Origin of the sequence: Octadecabacter algicola, from assembly GCF_021532625.1 — a bacterium.
GTDB lineage: Bacteria > Pseudomonadota > Alphaproteobacteria > Rhodobacterales > Rhodobacteraceae > Octadecabacter > Octadecabacter algicola.
Genome location: NZ_JAKGAR010000004.1, coordinates 215,244 through 229,618, shown reverse-complemented (window position 1 = coordinate 229,618; position 14,375 = coordinate 215,244). Strand labels below are relative to the sequence as shown.

General features: G+C 57.4%; 15 protein-coding genes. 2 read left to right on the top strand and 13 right to left on the bottom strand.

Going from position 1 to position 14,375, the window contains the following annotated elements; genetic code table 11:
• Window positions 1-104: 104 nt before the first annotated feature.
• The gene (locus tag L0666_RS16215; RefSeq protein WP_235262433.1) at window positions 105-647 is read left to right on the top strand and encodes a Hint domain-containing protein; all 543 of its coding nucleotides are present in this window, start codon (window positions 105-107) and stop codon (window positions 645-647) included.
• Between the two features lie 9 nt (window positions 648-656).
• Here L0666_RS16215 and L0666_RS16210 read toward each other — a convergent pair whose 3' ends face one another.
• Genes L0666_RS16210 through L0666_RS16200 form a run of 3 tightly spaced genes read right to left on the bottom strand, consistent with a single transcriptional unit; the run spans window position 657 to window position 2,511 of the window.
• On the bottom strand, window positions 657-1,034 hold the full coding sequence (locus L0666_RS16210) for a hypothetical protein (RefSeq protein WP_235262432.1): 378 nt from the start codon (window positions 1,032-1,034) through the stop codon (window positions 657-659).
• A gap of 2 nt (window positions 1,035-1,036) precedes the next feature.
• A complete protein-coding gene (locus L0666_RS16205; RefSeq protein ID WP_235262431.1) occupies window positions 1,037-2,113 on the bottom strand; it encodes an NAD(P)/FAD-dependent oxidoreductase in 1,077 nt (358 codons plus the stop codon).
• Between the two features lie 2 nt (window positions 2,114-2,115).
• Complete coding sequence (locus L0666_RS16200; RefSeq protein ID WP_235262430.1) at window positions 2,116-2,511, bottom strand: hypothetical protein; 396 nt, start codon at window positions 2,509-2,511, stop codon at window positions 2,116-2,118.
• Between the two features lie 132 nt (window positions 2,512-2,643).
• Between L0666_RS16200 and L0666_RS16195 the strand changes: the two genes are divergently transcribed.
• A complete protein-coding gene (locus L0666_RS16195; RefSeq protein ID WP_235262429.1) occupies window positions 2,644-3,771 on the top strand; it encodes a YHYH protein in 1,128 nt (375 codons plus the stop codon).
• Between the two features lie 83 nt (window positions 3,772-3,854).
• Here the strand turns inward: L0666_RS16195 and L0666_RS16190 are convergent, their stop codons facing one another.
• The 10 genes from L0666_RS16190 to L0666_RS16145 all read right to left on the bottom strand — a co-directional run bounded on the left by L0666_RS16190 (window position 3,855) and on the right by L0666_RS16145 (window position 14,349).
• Window positions 3,855-4,955, bottom strand: coding sequence for a BMP family ABC transporter substrate-binding protein (locus L0666_RS16190; RefSeq protein ID WP_235262428.1), 1,101 nt, complete (start codon window positions 4,953-4,955; stop codon window positions 3,855-3,857).
• A 40-nt stretch (window positions 4,956-4,995) separates the two neighbouring features.
• Window positions 4,996-6,075 (bottom strand): ABC transporter permease, encoded by a 1,080-nt coding sequence (locus L0666_RS16185; RefSeq protein ID WP_235262427.1) that lies wholly within the window; start codon window positions 6,073-6,075, stop codon window positions 4,996-4,998.
• 1 nt (window position 6,076) lies between these two features.
• Window positions 6,077-6,382 carry a hypothetical protein gene (locus tag L0666_RS16180; protein ID WP_235262426.1) on the bottom strand — a complete coding sequence of 102 codons (306 nt, stop codon included), beginning with the start codon at window positions 6,380-6,382 and terminating at the stop codon, window positions 6,077-6,079.
• On the bottom strand, window positions 6,379-7,461 hold the full coding sequence (locus tag L0666_RS16175) for an ABC transporter permease (protein ID WP_235262425.1): 1,083 nt from the start codon (window positions 7,459-7,461) through the stop codon (window positions 6,379-6,381). Before L0666_RS16175 ends, L0666_RS16180 begins: the two co-directional genes overlap by 4 nt.
• On the bottom strand, window positions 7,448-8,971 hold the full coding sequence (locus L0666_RS16170; protein ID WP_235262424.1) for an ABC transporter ATP-binding protein: 1,524 nt from the start codon (window positions 8,969-8,971) through the stop codon (window positions 7,448-7,450). The genes L0666_RS16175 and L0666_RS16170 overlap by 14 nt, the downstream gene beginning before the upstream one ends.
• A complete protein-coding gene (gene xdhC / locus L0666_RS16165) occupies window positions 8,968-9,720 on the bottom strand; it encodes a xanthine dehydrogenase accessory protein XdhC (protein WP_235262423.1) in 753 nt (250 codons plus the stop codon). The genes L0666_RS16170 and xdhC overlap by 4 nt, the downstream gene beginning before the upstream one ends.
• Window positions 9,717-12,071 carry a xanthine dehydrogenase molybdopterin binding subunit gene (gene xdhB / locus L0666_RS16160; RefSeq protein WP_235262422.1) on the bottom strand — a complete coding sequence of 785 codons (2,355 nt, stop codon included), beginning with the start codon at window positions 12,069-12,071 and terminating at the stop codon, window positions 9,717-9,719. Before xdhB ends, xdhC begins: the two co-directional genes overlap by 4 nt.
• Window positions 12,068-13,441, bottom strand: a complete 1,374-nt coding sequence (xdhA, locus tag L0666_RS16155; protein WP_235262531.1) for a xanthine dehydrogenase small subunit — start codon at window positions 13,439-13,441, stop codon at window positions 12,068-12,070. Before xdhA ends, xdhB begins: the two co-directional genes overlap by 4 nt.
• A 123-nt stretch (window positions 13,442-13,564) precedes the next feature.
• Entirely contained in the window at window positions 13,565-14,023 is a 459-nt protein-coding gene (locus L0666_RS16150; RefSeq protein WP_235262421.1) for an SRPBCC domain-containing protein, read from the bottom strand.
• Entirely contained in the window at window positions 14,020-14,349 is a 330-nt protein-coding gene (locus L0666_RS16145; protein WP_235262420.1) for an ArsR/SmtB family transcription factor, read from the bottom strand. The genes L0666_RS16150 and L0666_RS16145 overlap by 4 nt, the downstream gene beginning before the upstream one ends.
• Window positions 14,350-14,375: the final 26 nt, after the last annotated feature.

Here is a 14,375-nt window from a genome sequence, read left to right as displayed (position 1 = left end):
TAAAATACAGGCTAAGTTGTCCGTTTTCGCCACAATTGGGTCACCACATGGACGGGTTGGACGGCTAATTCATGTGTAGTGTTAGCCAAGTGAGGAGGCCGCACATGAGATATCAGCCGGAACTACAAGCCCTGTCCCCTTGGGTATCCGCCTTTGGCGTGACGCCTGATACACGTATTGCGACGCCTGAAGGTGAACGTCTGGCCGCTGATTTGGCGGTTGGGGATCTGATTAACACTCGCGATTACGGGCCGCAGCCGATCACGGGCCTTCGTGAGGCTCTTGCCGCTCCGTCCGAGCGCAACCATTTCCCCGTACGCATCGCCCAAGGTGCACTTGGGTTTGGATTGCCGCGCGCAGACTTGCAACTTGGACCACAACATCGGGTGCTGTTTGAACACATCCGCGTTCCGTTAATGTTTGGGGCAGAGGCCGTATTGGTGCGGGCGAAATCCCTCGCCGTGAGCCATGACCGCGTGAGCGTTCAGGATGCAAAAACCCCCACCAGTTTCATTCAAATTTCGGTCGCGAAACAAGGCATCATCTTTGCAGAAGGCGTGCCCGTAGAAACGATTATTCATGATGGCGCATGTGATCTTGGTTACATGACATTACGTTCATGGGAACTGATGGCAGCAGTAGCCTAGCGACGAACTTCAGAAAGTTGAGTTACAGGCCTGCGCTAAAGGGGCCACATCATCATATTGAATACGGTTGAGAGGTGCTGCGCGCGCCCAATCGACGCTAAGGGCAAACGGGTCCGAATAGGACATCCGGCGCGCCGCAGTGCTTTCCAGTTCTTGGATAAAGCTTTCGACAGCTGGTCTGCCGAATTCTTGAACCATTGCAGACAAAAGGCAGGCCTTGCCGTTGCGATCGGCGGCGGTCCAATCCCGATAGCGTGCTCCGCTGCCGTGAAGGACTAAAACCTGTTCGCGGATCGCTTCTTCTGAGGTCTCCCAACGCGATAACATATCCGCCTGTGCGGTGCTGGCGAAGAGGGTAAATGCGAATCCAAAACAAAGAGCTTTCATGGCTACGTTAGGTAACGTTCAGGCGAAAGCTTTGCAATAATATCTGCCGGCAATTCGGGTTGTCGGCCTGCAGTCAAATCGGCGACCAATTGGCTGGCGGCGGGGGCAGTTTGGAAACCGTAGCCGCCTTGGCCTGCCATCCAGATGAATGACGGATCATGCGGGTCTGACCCAAGCACAAGGTTGCGGTCAGGTGAGAAGCTACGCAGGCCAGCCCAGTTGGATAAAAGTCGGGTGACGGGTTCAGTGACATGTGCCTCGTATCGCGCAAGGCCTTCGGCGAGCACCATATCATCCGCCCACGCATCCATCGGCGGCATCGGGGCTTCTTCGGCGGGGGAGACGATCAGAGCGCCTGCGTCGGGCTTGCAATACCAGTTTTCCCCTGTTCCGAACATCATCGGCCAACTGGACACATCCAGCCCACCCGGCGCGGGGATACGTGCCATGGAGCGGCGCAGGGGCGTGATGCCAATCGGCGCGATCCCTGCCATTTGGGCCACAACGTCAACCCACGCACCTGCGGCATTCACAAGGGTTTTGGCGCTTAAGACGTCATCGCCGACGGTGACCTCCCAGCCATTCCCCGTGCGGGTTATGCCAGTGACTTCGGCAGAGGTGCGTACTGTGCCGCCATTCGCGCGGATGTCGCTGGCAAAGTTTTGCACCATGCGGTCGGTGTCTAAATCCCATGCTTCGGCGTGATATCCGACCCGCGTAACGGTCTCGTTGAGGATCGGCATCATCGCGCGGGCATCAGACAAAGATATGTCGTGCAGGTTCATTGATTTGAGGTCAGCCTCGAACTCTGCGTCATCGTCCTTGGTTCCGATAAGCAGGATGCCACGTGGGCTGGTGACGCCGCCGTGGGCTTCGAAATGGTGTTGTTTGCTGGCGGTATTCAGCGCGACGGTTGAGGGTGAGCCGTAGCATTCTTCGAACATCGCAGCCGAGCGGCCCGAGGCGTGGTAGGCCAGTGCGCTTTCGCGCTCAAGCACCGTTACTGACCCAAGCTGCGCCAACCGCGCGCCCACAGACACCCCAGCAATACCGCCACCGACAACGAGGAAATCGATCATGTCTACCGCGACCAAAGAGAACGCAAAAACAACCCGATTCCCCCGACTAAGAGGATAAGGATCATTAACAAGTCAAAGGCGCTCATCCGTACAAGAGTGAAGTTGATGCTGGCGATCACACCTACAACCAGCGCGATGACCGATCCGCCCGACAGCAGCCAGCCCAACCAGTTGCGGCTGTTGTAAAAGATCATGCCGACGCCAAAGGCGAAGGGAACCAGAACCAGACCTGTCGTGACCGGAAAGCCGCCAATCGAATACATTTGATTGCCCAGCCCAAACTGGGGCCGCACCATGATCCCCCGCAAGAGAAGATAGCCCCCCGCAATCATCATGATGATCCCTAAAAGGAACGATCCTTCGCCGCCCCGTGTTCCGCCTGCGCCCCGATATGGCATACTGAAACTCCACTTGTTGTTGCAGACACATTGAAGGCCCATTGCAAAAAGTTCTAGAAAATTCGTGTGACAGCGACAAATCTTCGGAACCGCTGCGTAGAATGCATAGATCAATTGTTAAAGGCTAATCGTATGACACATTTTCGGCTCACCTCGGCAGCAGCCTTAATCACCCTCGCGCCGTTTGCGGCACAGGCTCAGATTGACGGCGGGCAGATATCTTCTGACGCGCTTGTGTCTGATCCAACGGTGGTGGAATGCACTCTGACAGACGGAAGCGCCGCGTCCTGCCTTGAGATTACAGTTAAGTATCAACCTGACGACCTAGAGATCGGGCCGTTTTGCCCGACGACGATCGAAGACGAAGGTGGTATTTGGGACTGGGACGGCGATGAGGCCGGTTTGTACCGTATTGATGGTGAATTCCTGAAGATGCTCGATGACATGGGATATCATTTTTACGACGAAGACGGCACGGTCCATGTCTTTGATATCCGCGTTGAAGGGCCGACTGAGGCAAACGAATGTATCAGCGGGTCCGTCGATGAGGCCGTTGAAATGACCATGCTGATCCCGACCACACCGCAGATGGCGGATGCTCCGGTGTCCTTGGGGACCGTCGCAAAGGTGGGTGTGTCGCTCAGCGGTGTGCCGATTTTCGCGGATGCGCCGAGCGTTCTAGACACCGGTCACATGCCAGCGCTGGATGTTTGCGCGGGTCACGTTGATCCGGGGGGATGGTATCATTACCACGGCACCGCAAGCGATCTGGACACCGTTTATGAGCACAATGATGTCGATGGGTCCTGTGCGAATGCAATCCAAGATTCCAAAGCGCAGTTTGGCTATGCCTTTGACGGCTACGCGATCATGGGCAGCCTTGAACATGATGGCAGCGTTCCGCGCGACTTAGATGAGTGTGGCGGCCATATGGACGGTAATACATATCACTACCATTCAACCGGTGAATTCCCCAACTTGCCGACATGTCTTGTCGGGCTTCAGGCCGAGGATAATTTCAGCACCACGGCTGCGGCTGGCATTGGTTCAGCCGGTGGCCCCGGTGGCGGCCAAGGTGGCCCCGACGGTGGGGGACGCCCTGATTTTGAGGCCATCGCTTCGGATCTGGGCATTGATGCGCAGTTGTTGATGCAAGCGATGCAAGACGCAGGTGGCCCAAATGCAGATTTGGCCGCAGTAGCCTCCAGCCTTGGCATAGACGAAGCCGCCTTGCGCGCCGCTTTGCCACAACGCCCCTAATACGAACGAGCAAGACCACCACTCCCCAAGAACGAGAAAGGCCCGCCAGATTGGCGGGCCTTTCTGCATTTGCTTTAAAGAGCTTACTGCGGAATTTCAGCAGTCAGGCCTTCGACGTAGAACGCCATGCCAGCAAGGCCGTCATCACCAAAGTCAGCGGCGGTTTCGCCCTCGGCCAACCAAGGTGTGCCGTCTTGCTTGTTAATCGGGCCAGTAAAGGCGTGGTATTCACCAGACGCCAATTCTGCGACCATGGCTTCTGCGCTTGCTTTTACTTCGGCAGGGATCGCATCAGAGATTTCACCGATGCCGACCATGCCAGCGCCGATGCCATCCCATGTGGATACGGATTCCCATGTGCCATCCATGACAGCTTGGGTCCGTGCGACGTAGTATGGGCCCCAGTCATCAATGATGGAAGATACGCGTGGCATTGGGCCAAATTCAGCCATGTCAGACGCCTGACCGAAGGTATAGACAGTTGCGCCTGCTTCGTTGGCAGCTTGCGCGGCAGCCTGTGGTGCTGTGGAGTCAGTGTGTTGCAAGATCACGTCAGCGCCTTGTTCGATCAGAACGGAAGCGGCTTCTGCTTCTTTTGCAGGGTCGAACCATGTGTAAGCCCAGATGATTTTGAACTCGACATCAGGGTTCACTTCAAGCGCGTGAAGGTATGCGGAGTTGATGCCGCGAATTACTTCTGGGATCGGGAAGGACGCGATGTAGCCGATCACGTTGGATTCAGTGATCTGACCTGCAATGTGGCCTTGAACGGCACGGCCTTCGTAGAAACGCGCAGAGTAAACGGACACGTTGTCGGCTTGTTTGTAGCCGGTTGCGTGTTCGAACATCACATCTGGGAACTGTGCCGCAACGTTGATCGTCGGGTCCATGTAGCCAAAGGATGTGGTGAAGATCAGGTCAGCACCCTCAAGCGCCATCTGTGTCATCACACGCTCAGCGTCTGGGCCTTCTGGCACGTTTTCAACAAACACGGTTTCAACCGCGTCACCGAATGCTTCCTCTACGGCCAAACGACCTTGGTTATGTTCGTAGGTCCAGCCACCGTCGCCAACTGGGCCAACGTAAACGAAACCTACTTTTACTGGCTCGTGGCCATCTGCTGCCGCGATACCGCCCAACATGGCAGTTGCTGCTGCGCTCGCCAAAAGTGTTCTTCTAAGCATGTGTAATCCCCCTGTGGATTTCTTCGGTTATTAAGCGCCCCTATCGAGAGGCATGGAACGTCTTGCCAAGTGACCCTGGCGCTCCGCCGCTGGCCATAATGACCAGAACGAAGATGGTGGCAATATAAGGTGATGAGGAAAGCCATAGTGTTTCGTTAAATGGCCAACCCATCGCGGCGTAGAAATAGATCAGGACCGCGGCGATCAGAAGCCCCAAAGCCCAGAGCATCATCTTTTTCGTCACCGTCCGGAGCTTGATGGCTCCGATCAGAATGACGAGCACTGCCGAGATGAACAAGATTGCACTTAGGATATCGAGTAACGACAGCATTGCCGCCTGCAAATTCAACTGCAAAACGGTCACGCCGCCGAACAAATAAGCCCCAAGCAAAAGTCGCAGTGGTTTCCAGCTGGCGAAGACGACAATTGCCAGCGCGATCCAACCGGCACCTGCTGTAAGCCCGTCTGCATAAGTCGGTACCCGCACGATAGATAGATACGCGCCACCAAGACCCGCACAGGCCCCGCCAAACATGATCGCCAGAAGTCGTGTCCGCACAACGTGATAACCCAAAGCGTGGGCCGCTTCGTGGTTTTCACCCACGGCGCGCAAGACCAATCCTGCACGGGACTTATTCAGGAACCACCAGACACCAGCGACGATTATAAGTCCCACATAAACCATTGGATCGTGCTGAAACACTATGGGGCCAATCACCGGGATGTCACCGAGCAGCGGGATGTGCCAATCGGGAAAGCTAGGTGCTTTCACGCCGAGATACCCTTGCCCGAGAAGCGATGCGAGCCCGAGGCCGAACAGGGTCAACGCAAGACCCGTGGCTACCTGATTGGATAAGAAGAACTGCGTCAAGATGCCAAATATCAAGGCCATGCCTGCGCCGCCAAGCGCCGCGACAAAGAAGCCGACCCAGGCGTTGCCAGTCGCAATTGCCGCGACAAAGCCGAGCACAGAGCCGGAAATCATCATGCCCTCAACACCGAGATTGAGAACGCCAGAGCGTTCAACAACCAGCTCACCAATGGCGGCCAGCAAGATTGGCGTCGCTGCAACCATTAAAGACGCAAGAAGGAGGATCGGGTCGATTGAGCCTAGGTTCATCTCAAACGCCTCCCAGTCCGTGAATACTCAAGTGGATGGCCCCCACGACCATCGCGGCACCGCCCAGCATGGCTGCGAAATGATGCAAAGATGGACGATGTAAGCGATCCATCCAGCCACGCAGGCGAGGTGATAGACGCGTTGAGAACAGTGCGGCACTTAGTGCGACCAAGACTAGCACCACATGCGCGCCGATAAATACAGTCTGTGCGCTGCCGCTGAGCTGTGAATCACCAGTTATCAGGCCGTGCAGCATCCAAATCATCATCAGGCCCATCAGGGCACCCATCATCACCGGCTTGATCATGCCACCGCCCCCTGTTTGATCCGTACGCGGTAATTCGTCAGCACATCCACGGCCAAAAGGAAGAACAACAGCATGCCTTGGAAAACTTGGATCGCTGCACCCGGAAGGCCGAGGGACGACTGCGCCACGTCACCGCCGATATAGGTCAGCGCCATCAGCGCCCCTGCGAAAAGGATACCGATTGGGTTCAGGCGCCCCAAGAAGGCGACGATGATCGCGGTGAACCCGTAGCCCACATTGAAATCGATACTGACCAGTCCGGCGGGGCCCGAAACCTCCGTAAGGCCCGCAAGTCCCGCCAGTGCGCCCGATGTGCCAAGGCAAAACAGCACCAATCGCGCGGGGTTAACGCCCGAAAATGCCGCCGCGCGTGGGGCTTGGCCTGCCAGTTTGATTTGGAACCCGAGAATGTGTTTTGAGAACAGGATATAGGCGAAGATCACGGCGATCAGGGCGATAACGACGCCCCAGTGCATGCCGTAGCCTTGGTCGATCCAACTGCTTGATGAGGCGTATTGCGACAAGTTGCGCGACCCCGGAAAGCCCATACCTTCGGGGTTCTTCATGAGGCCAAGCGCCATTGAGGCCAGCAATTGTTCAGCCACATAGACGAGCATTAACGAAACAAGGATTTCGTTCGTGTTAAATTTTACCCGCAAGATTCCGGGGATCATGGCCCATGCAAACCCGCCCAAGGCCCCAGCAATCAGCATTAGTGGAAAGATAAGCCAGCGGGATTCCATGGGGTAAAACGCTAGGCCGACCGCCGCACCGCACAGTGCACCGATGATGTATTGCCCTTCGGCCCCAATGTTCCAGATGCCTGCCTTGAACCCAAGCGACAGACCTAAAGCGATCGCGACCAAAGGTGCGCCCTTCACCAAAAGTTGCGGCAGATAGAAAAAGTTGAATTCGCCAAACAGCGGTTCCCAAAAGATTTTCGAAAGCGCTTCGATGGGCGGCGTGCCGAGGGATGCAAATAGGGCCGCACCTGCAATCATTGTCAGGACAACAGCCACCAATGGCGCCGCGTAGGACCAAAATTGCGAGGGCTGGGGGCGTTTTTCAAGCGTCAACATGGGCGACCTCCATATCGTGGGCACCACCAAGCATGAGCCCGACTTCGTCGACCGTAAGCCCTTGCGCTGGGCGGAGTGGCGATAGCCGTCCTTCGTTCAGCGCGGCGAAATAGTCAGAGATTTCCATGAGTTCATCAAGGTCTTGGCTGATCACGATGACCGCGGCCCCCTTGGCCGCGAGGTCAAGTAAGGCTTGCCGGATCGCGGCGGCGGCAGACGCATCCACGCCCCATGTCGGTTGGTTCACGATCAAGACTTGAGGGTCTTGCAAGATTTCCCGCCCGATAACGAATTTCTGCAGGTTCCCGCCGGATAGGGACCGCGCAGCGTTGGCAGTTCCTGGCGTGCGAACGTCAAAGCGTTCGATTATTTCTTCTGCGAAGGTGCGTGCACTTGCCCAATCGATAAAGCCGTTCTTGGTGAGGTTTTTCCGCTTACGGCCCGTCAAGGCGGCGTTCTCGGTTAGGGACATGTCGGGTGCGGCGGCGTGGCCCATACGTTCTTCTGGGGCGGCACAAATGCCGAGACTGCGGCGCAAATCCGGCGCATGGTGGCCGATGTCTTGATCGTGAAAGAAGATGTTACCCGCTGGGGTTCGAATTTCACCAGACAGCGCCGCCAGAAGTTCATCCTGACCATTGCCCGCAACGCCACCGATACCAATGACGTCGCCCGCGCGGATATCCAGATTGATGCCTTTCAAAGACGTGCCAAATTCAGCGGGCGAGGCCACGGACAAGCCTTTGATCTTCATAAGCGTTTCGCCGGACTCCCCGATTTCGCGTTCGGGCACGTGCAGTGTGCCGCCGACCATCAGCTCCGCCATTTCGCGGGCACTGCTCGTGCGTGGATCACAGGTTCCTACGACCTCGCCAAGGCGTAGGACTGTGGCTTCATCACACAACGCGCGAATTTCTTCGAGCTTGTGGGAAATGTATAATATTGCGGTGCCTTCGGACTGCAATTTGCGCAGGGTTTCAAACAGGATTTCAACCTCTTGCGGGGTCAGGACCGAGGTCGGTTCATCCATGATCAGCACTTTGGGGTCTTGCAAAAGACAGCGGATAATTTCGACCCGTTGGCGTTCACCTGCGCTAAGGTCGCCGACGATACGCGATGGATCAAGCGGCAGGCCGTAGGTTTCCGATACCTCCTTGATGCGCGCGGCGAGGTCGCGCATGGGCGGTGGGTTTTCCATGCCTAAGGCGACGTTTTCCGCGACGTCTAAGGCTTCGAATAGGGAAAAGTGCTGGAAGACCATCGCGATACCAGCGGCACGCGCCACACGGGGTTCTGCAGGGGTGAATGGCGCACCCTCAAGCGTCATGGTGCCGCTGTCGGGTTTGACCAACCCGTAAATGGTTTTGACCAATGTGGATTTTCCAGCCCCGTTTTCCCCCAACAACGCGTGCACTTCACCGGCGCGGATATTGAAAGACACATCGTTGTTGGCAACGACTCCGGGATACGCCTTGGTGAGGCCTGATAGTTTCAGGAGAGGGTCGTTCATCCAGTTCGGTCCTTTGCGGCCATTCGTGCCGACGCAGAGATTAACGCCGCCGCAACGCCAACCGCAATGGCCTGCGGGTGCTTTCCAAGGGAAGGATCGCCTATTGGACAGGCAATGCGCGTAATTTGGGCAGGCTCATGCCCCATAGAGGCGAGCCGAGACCGGAAGCGCGCCCATTTGGTTGTAGAACCAATCAACCCGACGCTAGCGAAGTCATGTCGCAGAAGGGCATCGCACAAGGCGAGGTCGATGTCGTGTGAATAGGTAAGGATCAGATGATCCGCGTTTATCGGGGCATGCGGCACTGCAAGCACAGGCTTTGCTGCGACGAGTGGTGAAACAGTCGCTGCAAGCGTCTCGGGCATCCGTTCGTGCGTTGTGTCGATCAGCGTGATGTCACGGTCTTCTAGCGGGGCAAGGACATTTGCGATGGACCGTCCGACATGGCCTGCGCCCCAAATCCAAAGCGGCGGTTCCGTAAAAGTCGGCTCAGACGCTGTGCGGGTAAACGCTAGGGTGACAGACCCGCCGCAGCATTGCCCCAGATCAGGGCCCAGCGGGATAGTGCGTGTTGTGTCTTGGCCGCCTGATGTCAGCATGTCGCGCGCAATGCGGGCGGCGTCCCATTCCAAAGCGCCGCCGCCAATGGTGCCGCTTTGACGATCCGCCCAAACGCGCATGGTTGTTCCTGCATCACGCGGCGCTGACCCTCGGGTGTTTTGGACTGTGACCGTGATAAAATCGTTCATCCGCGGGCCCGTTTCACTGCCTGCAGAACTTCCTCGGCTGTCGCGGGCGCCTGAAGGTCAGGGTAGGTTGGTCCGCAGGCTGCGCAGGCGTCTGCTAATGCAAGATGAGCCGAGATTCCAAGCATGAACGGCGGTTCACCCACTGCCTTGGAACGATAAACCGTTTCGGCGCGGTTTTCGCCGTCCCAAAGAGTGACGTTAAAGACTTCGGGGCGGTCGCTGCAGGCGGGGATTTTGTAGGTGCTGGGCGCATGGGTGCGCAGTCGCCCAGCGTCATCCCAAACCAGTTCTTCGGTGGTCAGCCATCCTGCGCCTTGAACGTAGCCTCCTTCAATCTGCCCGATATCAAGGGCAGGGTTCAGAGATGCGCCTGCATCGTGCAGGATGTCTGTGCGAAGGATGCGGTTTTCGCCGGTGTTGGTGTCGATCACGACTTCGGTCAGGGCGGCGCCGTAAGCAAAGTAAAAGAACGGGCGTCCTTTGCCTGCGATACGATCCCACGCCACGTCGGGTGTTTTGTAAAACCCCGTCGCGCTGAGCGAGACACGGTTTTCATAAGAGAGCTTTGCGGCGTCAGAAAAGGACAGCGTTTTGTCAGCAACATGAACCTGCCCATCGTGGAAAGTGACGGTTTCTGGTGAGGTGTCATGAAGTTCTGCCATGCATGCCGCAATCCGGTCACGGATCGTATCGCAGGCATTTTGGACGGCCATCCCGTTGAGGTCGGTTCCCGACGAGGCCGCCGTTGCAGATGTGTTTGGGACTTTGCCAGTGTCCGTCGCGGTGATCTTGACTGCGCCAATGTCCACGCCGAACCGTTTTGCGGCGACTTGCGCGACTTTCTGGAACAAGCCTTGGCCCATTTCGGTGCCGCCATGGTTCAGGTGGATCGATCCGTCCTGATAGACGTGTACCAAGGCCCCCGCCTGGTTCAGGTGTGTGAGCGTAAAGGAAATACCGAATTTGACGGGGTTAAAGGCGAGGCCTTTCTTGAGCGTTGCATGGCTGGCGTTCCAATCTGCAACGGCGGCCTTTCGGGCCCGATAGTCTGCACCGCTCAGCAAGCTGTCCGTCATCTCGTGCAAGATGAAATCCGTGACTTCCATCGCATAAGGCGTGGTGTTGTCTTTAGGTGTGGCGTTCGGGGAATGCGCGCCGCCGAACCGTTTTCCTGTGCCAGCACCAGTCTGACCTGACGGCGTGTCATCCGCGGCTGCGTAGTAATTGGTGCGACGCACGTCGGCTGCATCAAGGTTCAAAGTGTGGGCAATGTGATCCATCGCCCGCTCAATACCGATCATCCCCTGTGGTCCGCCAAAGCCGCGATAGGCGGTTGCGCTTTGCATATTGGTTTTTAGACGGTGCGACGTGATGCGCGCTGCGGGCAGCAGATAGGCGTTGTCCGCATGCAACATGGCGCGATCGGCAACGGGCAGGGACAGGTCCTGCGCCCAGCCACAGCGTGTGTATTGCGTAAAGTCGATCCCGTGGATGCGGCCCGTCGCATCGAACCCCACGTCGTATTCAATGCGGAAATCGTGGCGCTTGCCGGTGATCATCATATCGTCGTCGCGGTCATAGCGCATCTTGCAGGGCTTGCCCGTAAGGGATGCCGCGATGGCGCAGCTAACAGCCAAAGCGTTGCCTTGGCTTTCTTTGCCGCCAAACCCGCCACCCATGCGGCGGATTTCGACGCGCACGCTGTGCATTGGCACGCCCAAGGCATCCGCGACTTTATGCTGGATTTCGGTCGGGTGCTGGGTCGATGAGTGCACCACCATGTCACCGCCTTCTTGCGGTAGGGCTAAGGCGGCTTGCCCTTCAAGGTAGAAGTGTTCCTGCCCGCCCATGTCAAAGGACCCCGTTAGGCGGTTGGGCGCGGCGGCTAGCGCTATATCGACGTCGCCTTTGGCGTAAATTCGCGGGCCGTCTTCAAAGCGTGAATCCGCAGCGAGCGCGTCTTCGATTGATAGGATCGGGGTGTCTTCGGAGTAAGTAACATCGCCCAGCCGGGCTGCGTTGCGGGCGTTGAGGTGGCTGTCGGCCACCACTAAAAACAGCGGCTGGCCAAGATAGTGAACACTACTGTCCGACAGTAAGGGTTCGTCGTGGATAGAGGGCGAGACATCGTTTTCAAACGGCAAATCATCTGCCGTTAGGACGTGGATCACACCTGGCACATTTCTTACGCGATCGAGGGTCATCGTCGTGATGGTGCCGCGCGCAATCGTGCTGGTGCCAAAGGCAAGGTGCAGCGTGCCGCTGGGCAATGGTACATCGTCAACATAGCGCGCAGTGCCTGTTACATGTAGGCGGGCCGCGTCATGGGGGAGGGGTTTTGAAACACTCATGCGCGGACCTCCAACACGTCGGTCTCATTGCCGTTCATGTCATCGAAATAGCGGTGCAACTGGCCGATAGCGGCCTCCATCCGGTAGTCGGCTGAGGCGCGCATGTCGGACATCGGTTGGAAGTCTTTGCGCAGGCCGGCTGCCGCGTTTGAAATGGTTTCGAGCGACCAAGGTTTTCCGATCAGGGCGGCCTCGCTCAATGGGGCGCGTTTTGGCGTGCCCGCCATGCCGCCGAATGCGATGCGGGCGTCCGTTATTTGTTCGTCTATTACCGTGATGTTGAATGCGCCGCAGACAGCAGAGATGTCTTGGTCAAAGCGTTTGGACAGTTTGTAGCACCGAAGTGCGGCGGCCGATTTCGGGATGGTAACGGCTTCGACAAACTCACCTGGTTTGCGGTCTTGTTTGCCATAGTCGATGAAGTAGTCCTCAATCGGGAGGTCACGGCGGGTATCGCCTTGGCGCAGGTGCAAAATTGCTCCGAGGGCGATCAAGGCCGGCGGGTTGTCCCCAATGGGTGATCCGTTGGCGATATTTCCGCCGATGGTCGCGGCGTTGCGCACCTGAAGGGACCCATAACGGCGGATCATTTCAGCATAGGACGGATGCAGATCGCCTACAGCGGCCAAAACATCGGTCATGGTAACACCGGCGCCGATGCGTAGGGCATCGCCTTGATCGTCGATCTTTTGCAGGTCGGTGCAGCGGTTCAGGAACGCTACCTCGTCGAGCTTTCCATCACGATCCGCGAAATTTTTGGTCACCCAGAGCCCAACGTCTGTGGCGCCCGCGATAAGCGTGCCTTCGGGATGGGCGAGGCACCACTGTGCAAGAGCATCGCTGGTTTCGGGTGCGGGGATTTGCGTTTCATTTGGAAGTTCAAGAGGCGTGTCGCGCACGTGATCTGGGATGGGCGCGTCCTCAGCCGATTTGGCGGCGCGGATGATGGGAGCGTAGCCTGTGCAGCGGCACAGATTGCCCGCCAACGCTTCGTTGTGATCTGTGCGGCCATTCAGGTGGGCCGTTGCCATCGACATGACAAAACCTGGTGTGCAGAACCCGCATTGACTGCCGTGATGATCGATCATCGCTTGTTGCACGGGGTGCAAAGTACCGTCCGGCGCCGCAAGTCCTTCGACGGTGCGAACGGCCTTACCGTGCAACTGCGGTAGGAAAAGAATGCATGCGTTAAGGCTGCGGGCACCGGTCGCGTCTGTGACCATGATCGAACAGGCCCCGCAGTCGCCTTCATTGCAGCCTTCTTTGGTGCCTTTAAGGTCGCGGGTCTCGCGCAGGTAATCCAGCAGCGTTTGCGTCGGTGGGGTGTCCACCTCCACGATTTCCCCGTTGAGAAGAAACGTCACGATCATATGAATGCTCTGCCGCGGTACTAATGTGCCGTATGGGCGCAAGGTCGATGCGGCGTAGACCCCAGCGCTGGAACGGATCAAAGCCGTTCAGGCTGGGATTGGCAAGCCCTTTGCCCAGATCAATCAGTCTTGGGCCGCAACCAAACGGTCGAGGTTTTCCATGCTGCCGGTCCAACCACTTTGGAATTCGGCGATCATTTCGGGGCCTACGAAAGATGAAACGGCGACGGTGACAGACAGGGATGATCCGGCGCCTTTTGCGACCAGTTCAAGTGTTACCAGACTTGCGCCAAGTGCCATGCCACCTGCTTCGATGACTTCTGTGTAAACGGCGCGGGTGGCGTCTTCGAGGTGATACCAGCGGGTGTGTGATTCAAACTCAGGAGCATCGGCAGGGCCACATCTTTGGTGGTCAGTGCCGCCGACACGAACGTCTGAGGACAGGGTTTCGAGAACCATGCCTTCGCCCGGCGCGCCCCATGTCGCGCGCATGTCCGGCTGCGTGAGAAGTGGCCATATGCGGGTAGGGTTCAGGGCGAGGTCACGGGTGAACGTGAACGTGTCGGTGCTGTTGTCGGTCATGATGTGTTCCTGTTGATTTTTTCGGCGAGGGTAGACAGGCGGTCAAGGCGCTGATCCCAGACGCGGCGTTGCCATTCGAGCCAACCCTGCAATTCCATCAGAGGCGCGGCTTCTATGTGGCAGGTCCGCACGCGGCCCTTCTTTACGCTGCGCACGAGGCCACTGTCTTCGAGCACTTTTAGGTGGCGCATGAAGGTTGGCAAGGCCATGTCGTGCGGGCTGGCAAGGTCAGACACAGAGGCCGGGCCATTGACCAACCGCTCGATTACAGCGCGGCGGGTTGGATCAGAGAGGGCAGAAAAGGATGAGTCGAGTTGGCTTTGCATGGGGTGCAGTATTGGGGGCGAAATCG

Coding starts and splice junctions, on each gene's coding strand:
- L0666_RS16215 (WP_235262433.1), top strand. CDS start 105: ATGAGATATCAGCCGGAACTACAAGCCCTGTCCCCTTGGGTATCCGCC.
- L0666_RS16210 (WP_235262432.1), bottom strand. CDS start 1,034: ATGAAAGCTCTTTGTTTTGGATTCGCATTTACCCTCTTCGCCAGCACC.
- L0666_RS16205 (WP_235262431.1), bottom strand. CDS start 2,113: ATGATCGATTTCCTCGTTGTCGGTGGCGGTATTGCTGGGGTGTCTGTG.
- L0666_RS16200 (WP_235262430.1), bottom strand. CDS start 2,511: ATGCCATATCGGGGCGCAGGCGGAACACGGGGCGGCGAAGGATCGTTC.
- L0666_RS16195 (WP_235262429.1), top strand. CDS start 2,644: ATGACACATTTTCGGCTCACCTCGGCAGCAGCCTTAATCACCCTCGCG.
- L0666_RS16190 (WP_235262428.1), bottom strand. CDS start 4,955: ATGCTTAGAAGAACACTTTTGGCGAGCGCAGCAGCAACTGCCATGTTG.
- L0666_RS16185 (WP_235262427.1), bottom strand. CDS start 6,075: ATGAACCTAGGCTCAATCGACCCGATCCTCCTTCTTGCGTCTTTAATG.
- L0666_RS16180 (WP_235262426.1), bottom strand. CDS start 6,382: ATGATCAAGCCGGTGATGATGGGTGCCCTGATGGGCCTGATGATGATT.
- L0666_RS16175 (WP_235262425.1), bottom strand. CDS start 7,461: ATGTTGACGCTTGAAAAACGCCCCCAGCCCTCGCAATTTTGGTCCTAC.
- L0666_RS16170 (WP_235262424.1), bottom strand. CDS start 8,971: ATGAACGACCCTCTCCTGAAACTATCAGGCCTCACCAAGGCGTATCCC.
- xdhC (WP_235262423.1), bottom strand. CDS start 9,720: ATGAACGATTTTATCACGGTCACAGTCCAAAACACCCGAGGGTCAGCG.
- xdhB (WP_235262422.1), bottom strand. CDS start 12,071: ATGAGTGTTTCAAAACCCCTCCCCCATGACGCGGCCCGCCTACATGTA.
- xdhA (WP_235262531.1), bottom strand. CDS start 13,441: ATGATCGTGACGTTTCTTCTCAACGGGGAAATCGTGGAGGTGGACACC.
- L0666_RS16150 (WP_235262421.1), bottom strand. CDS start 14,023: ATGACCGACAACAGCACCGACACGTTCACGTTCACCCGTGACCTCGCC.
- L0666_RS16145 (WP_235262420.1), bottom strand. CDS start 14,349: ATGCAAAGCCAACTCGACTCATCCTTTTCTGCCCTCTCTGATCCAACC.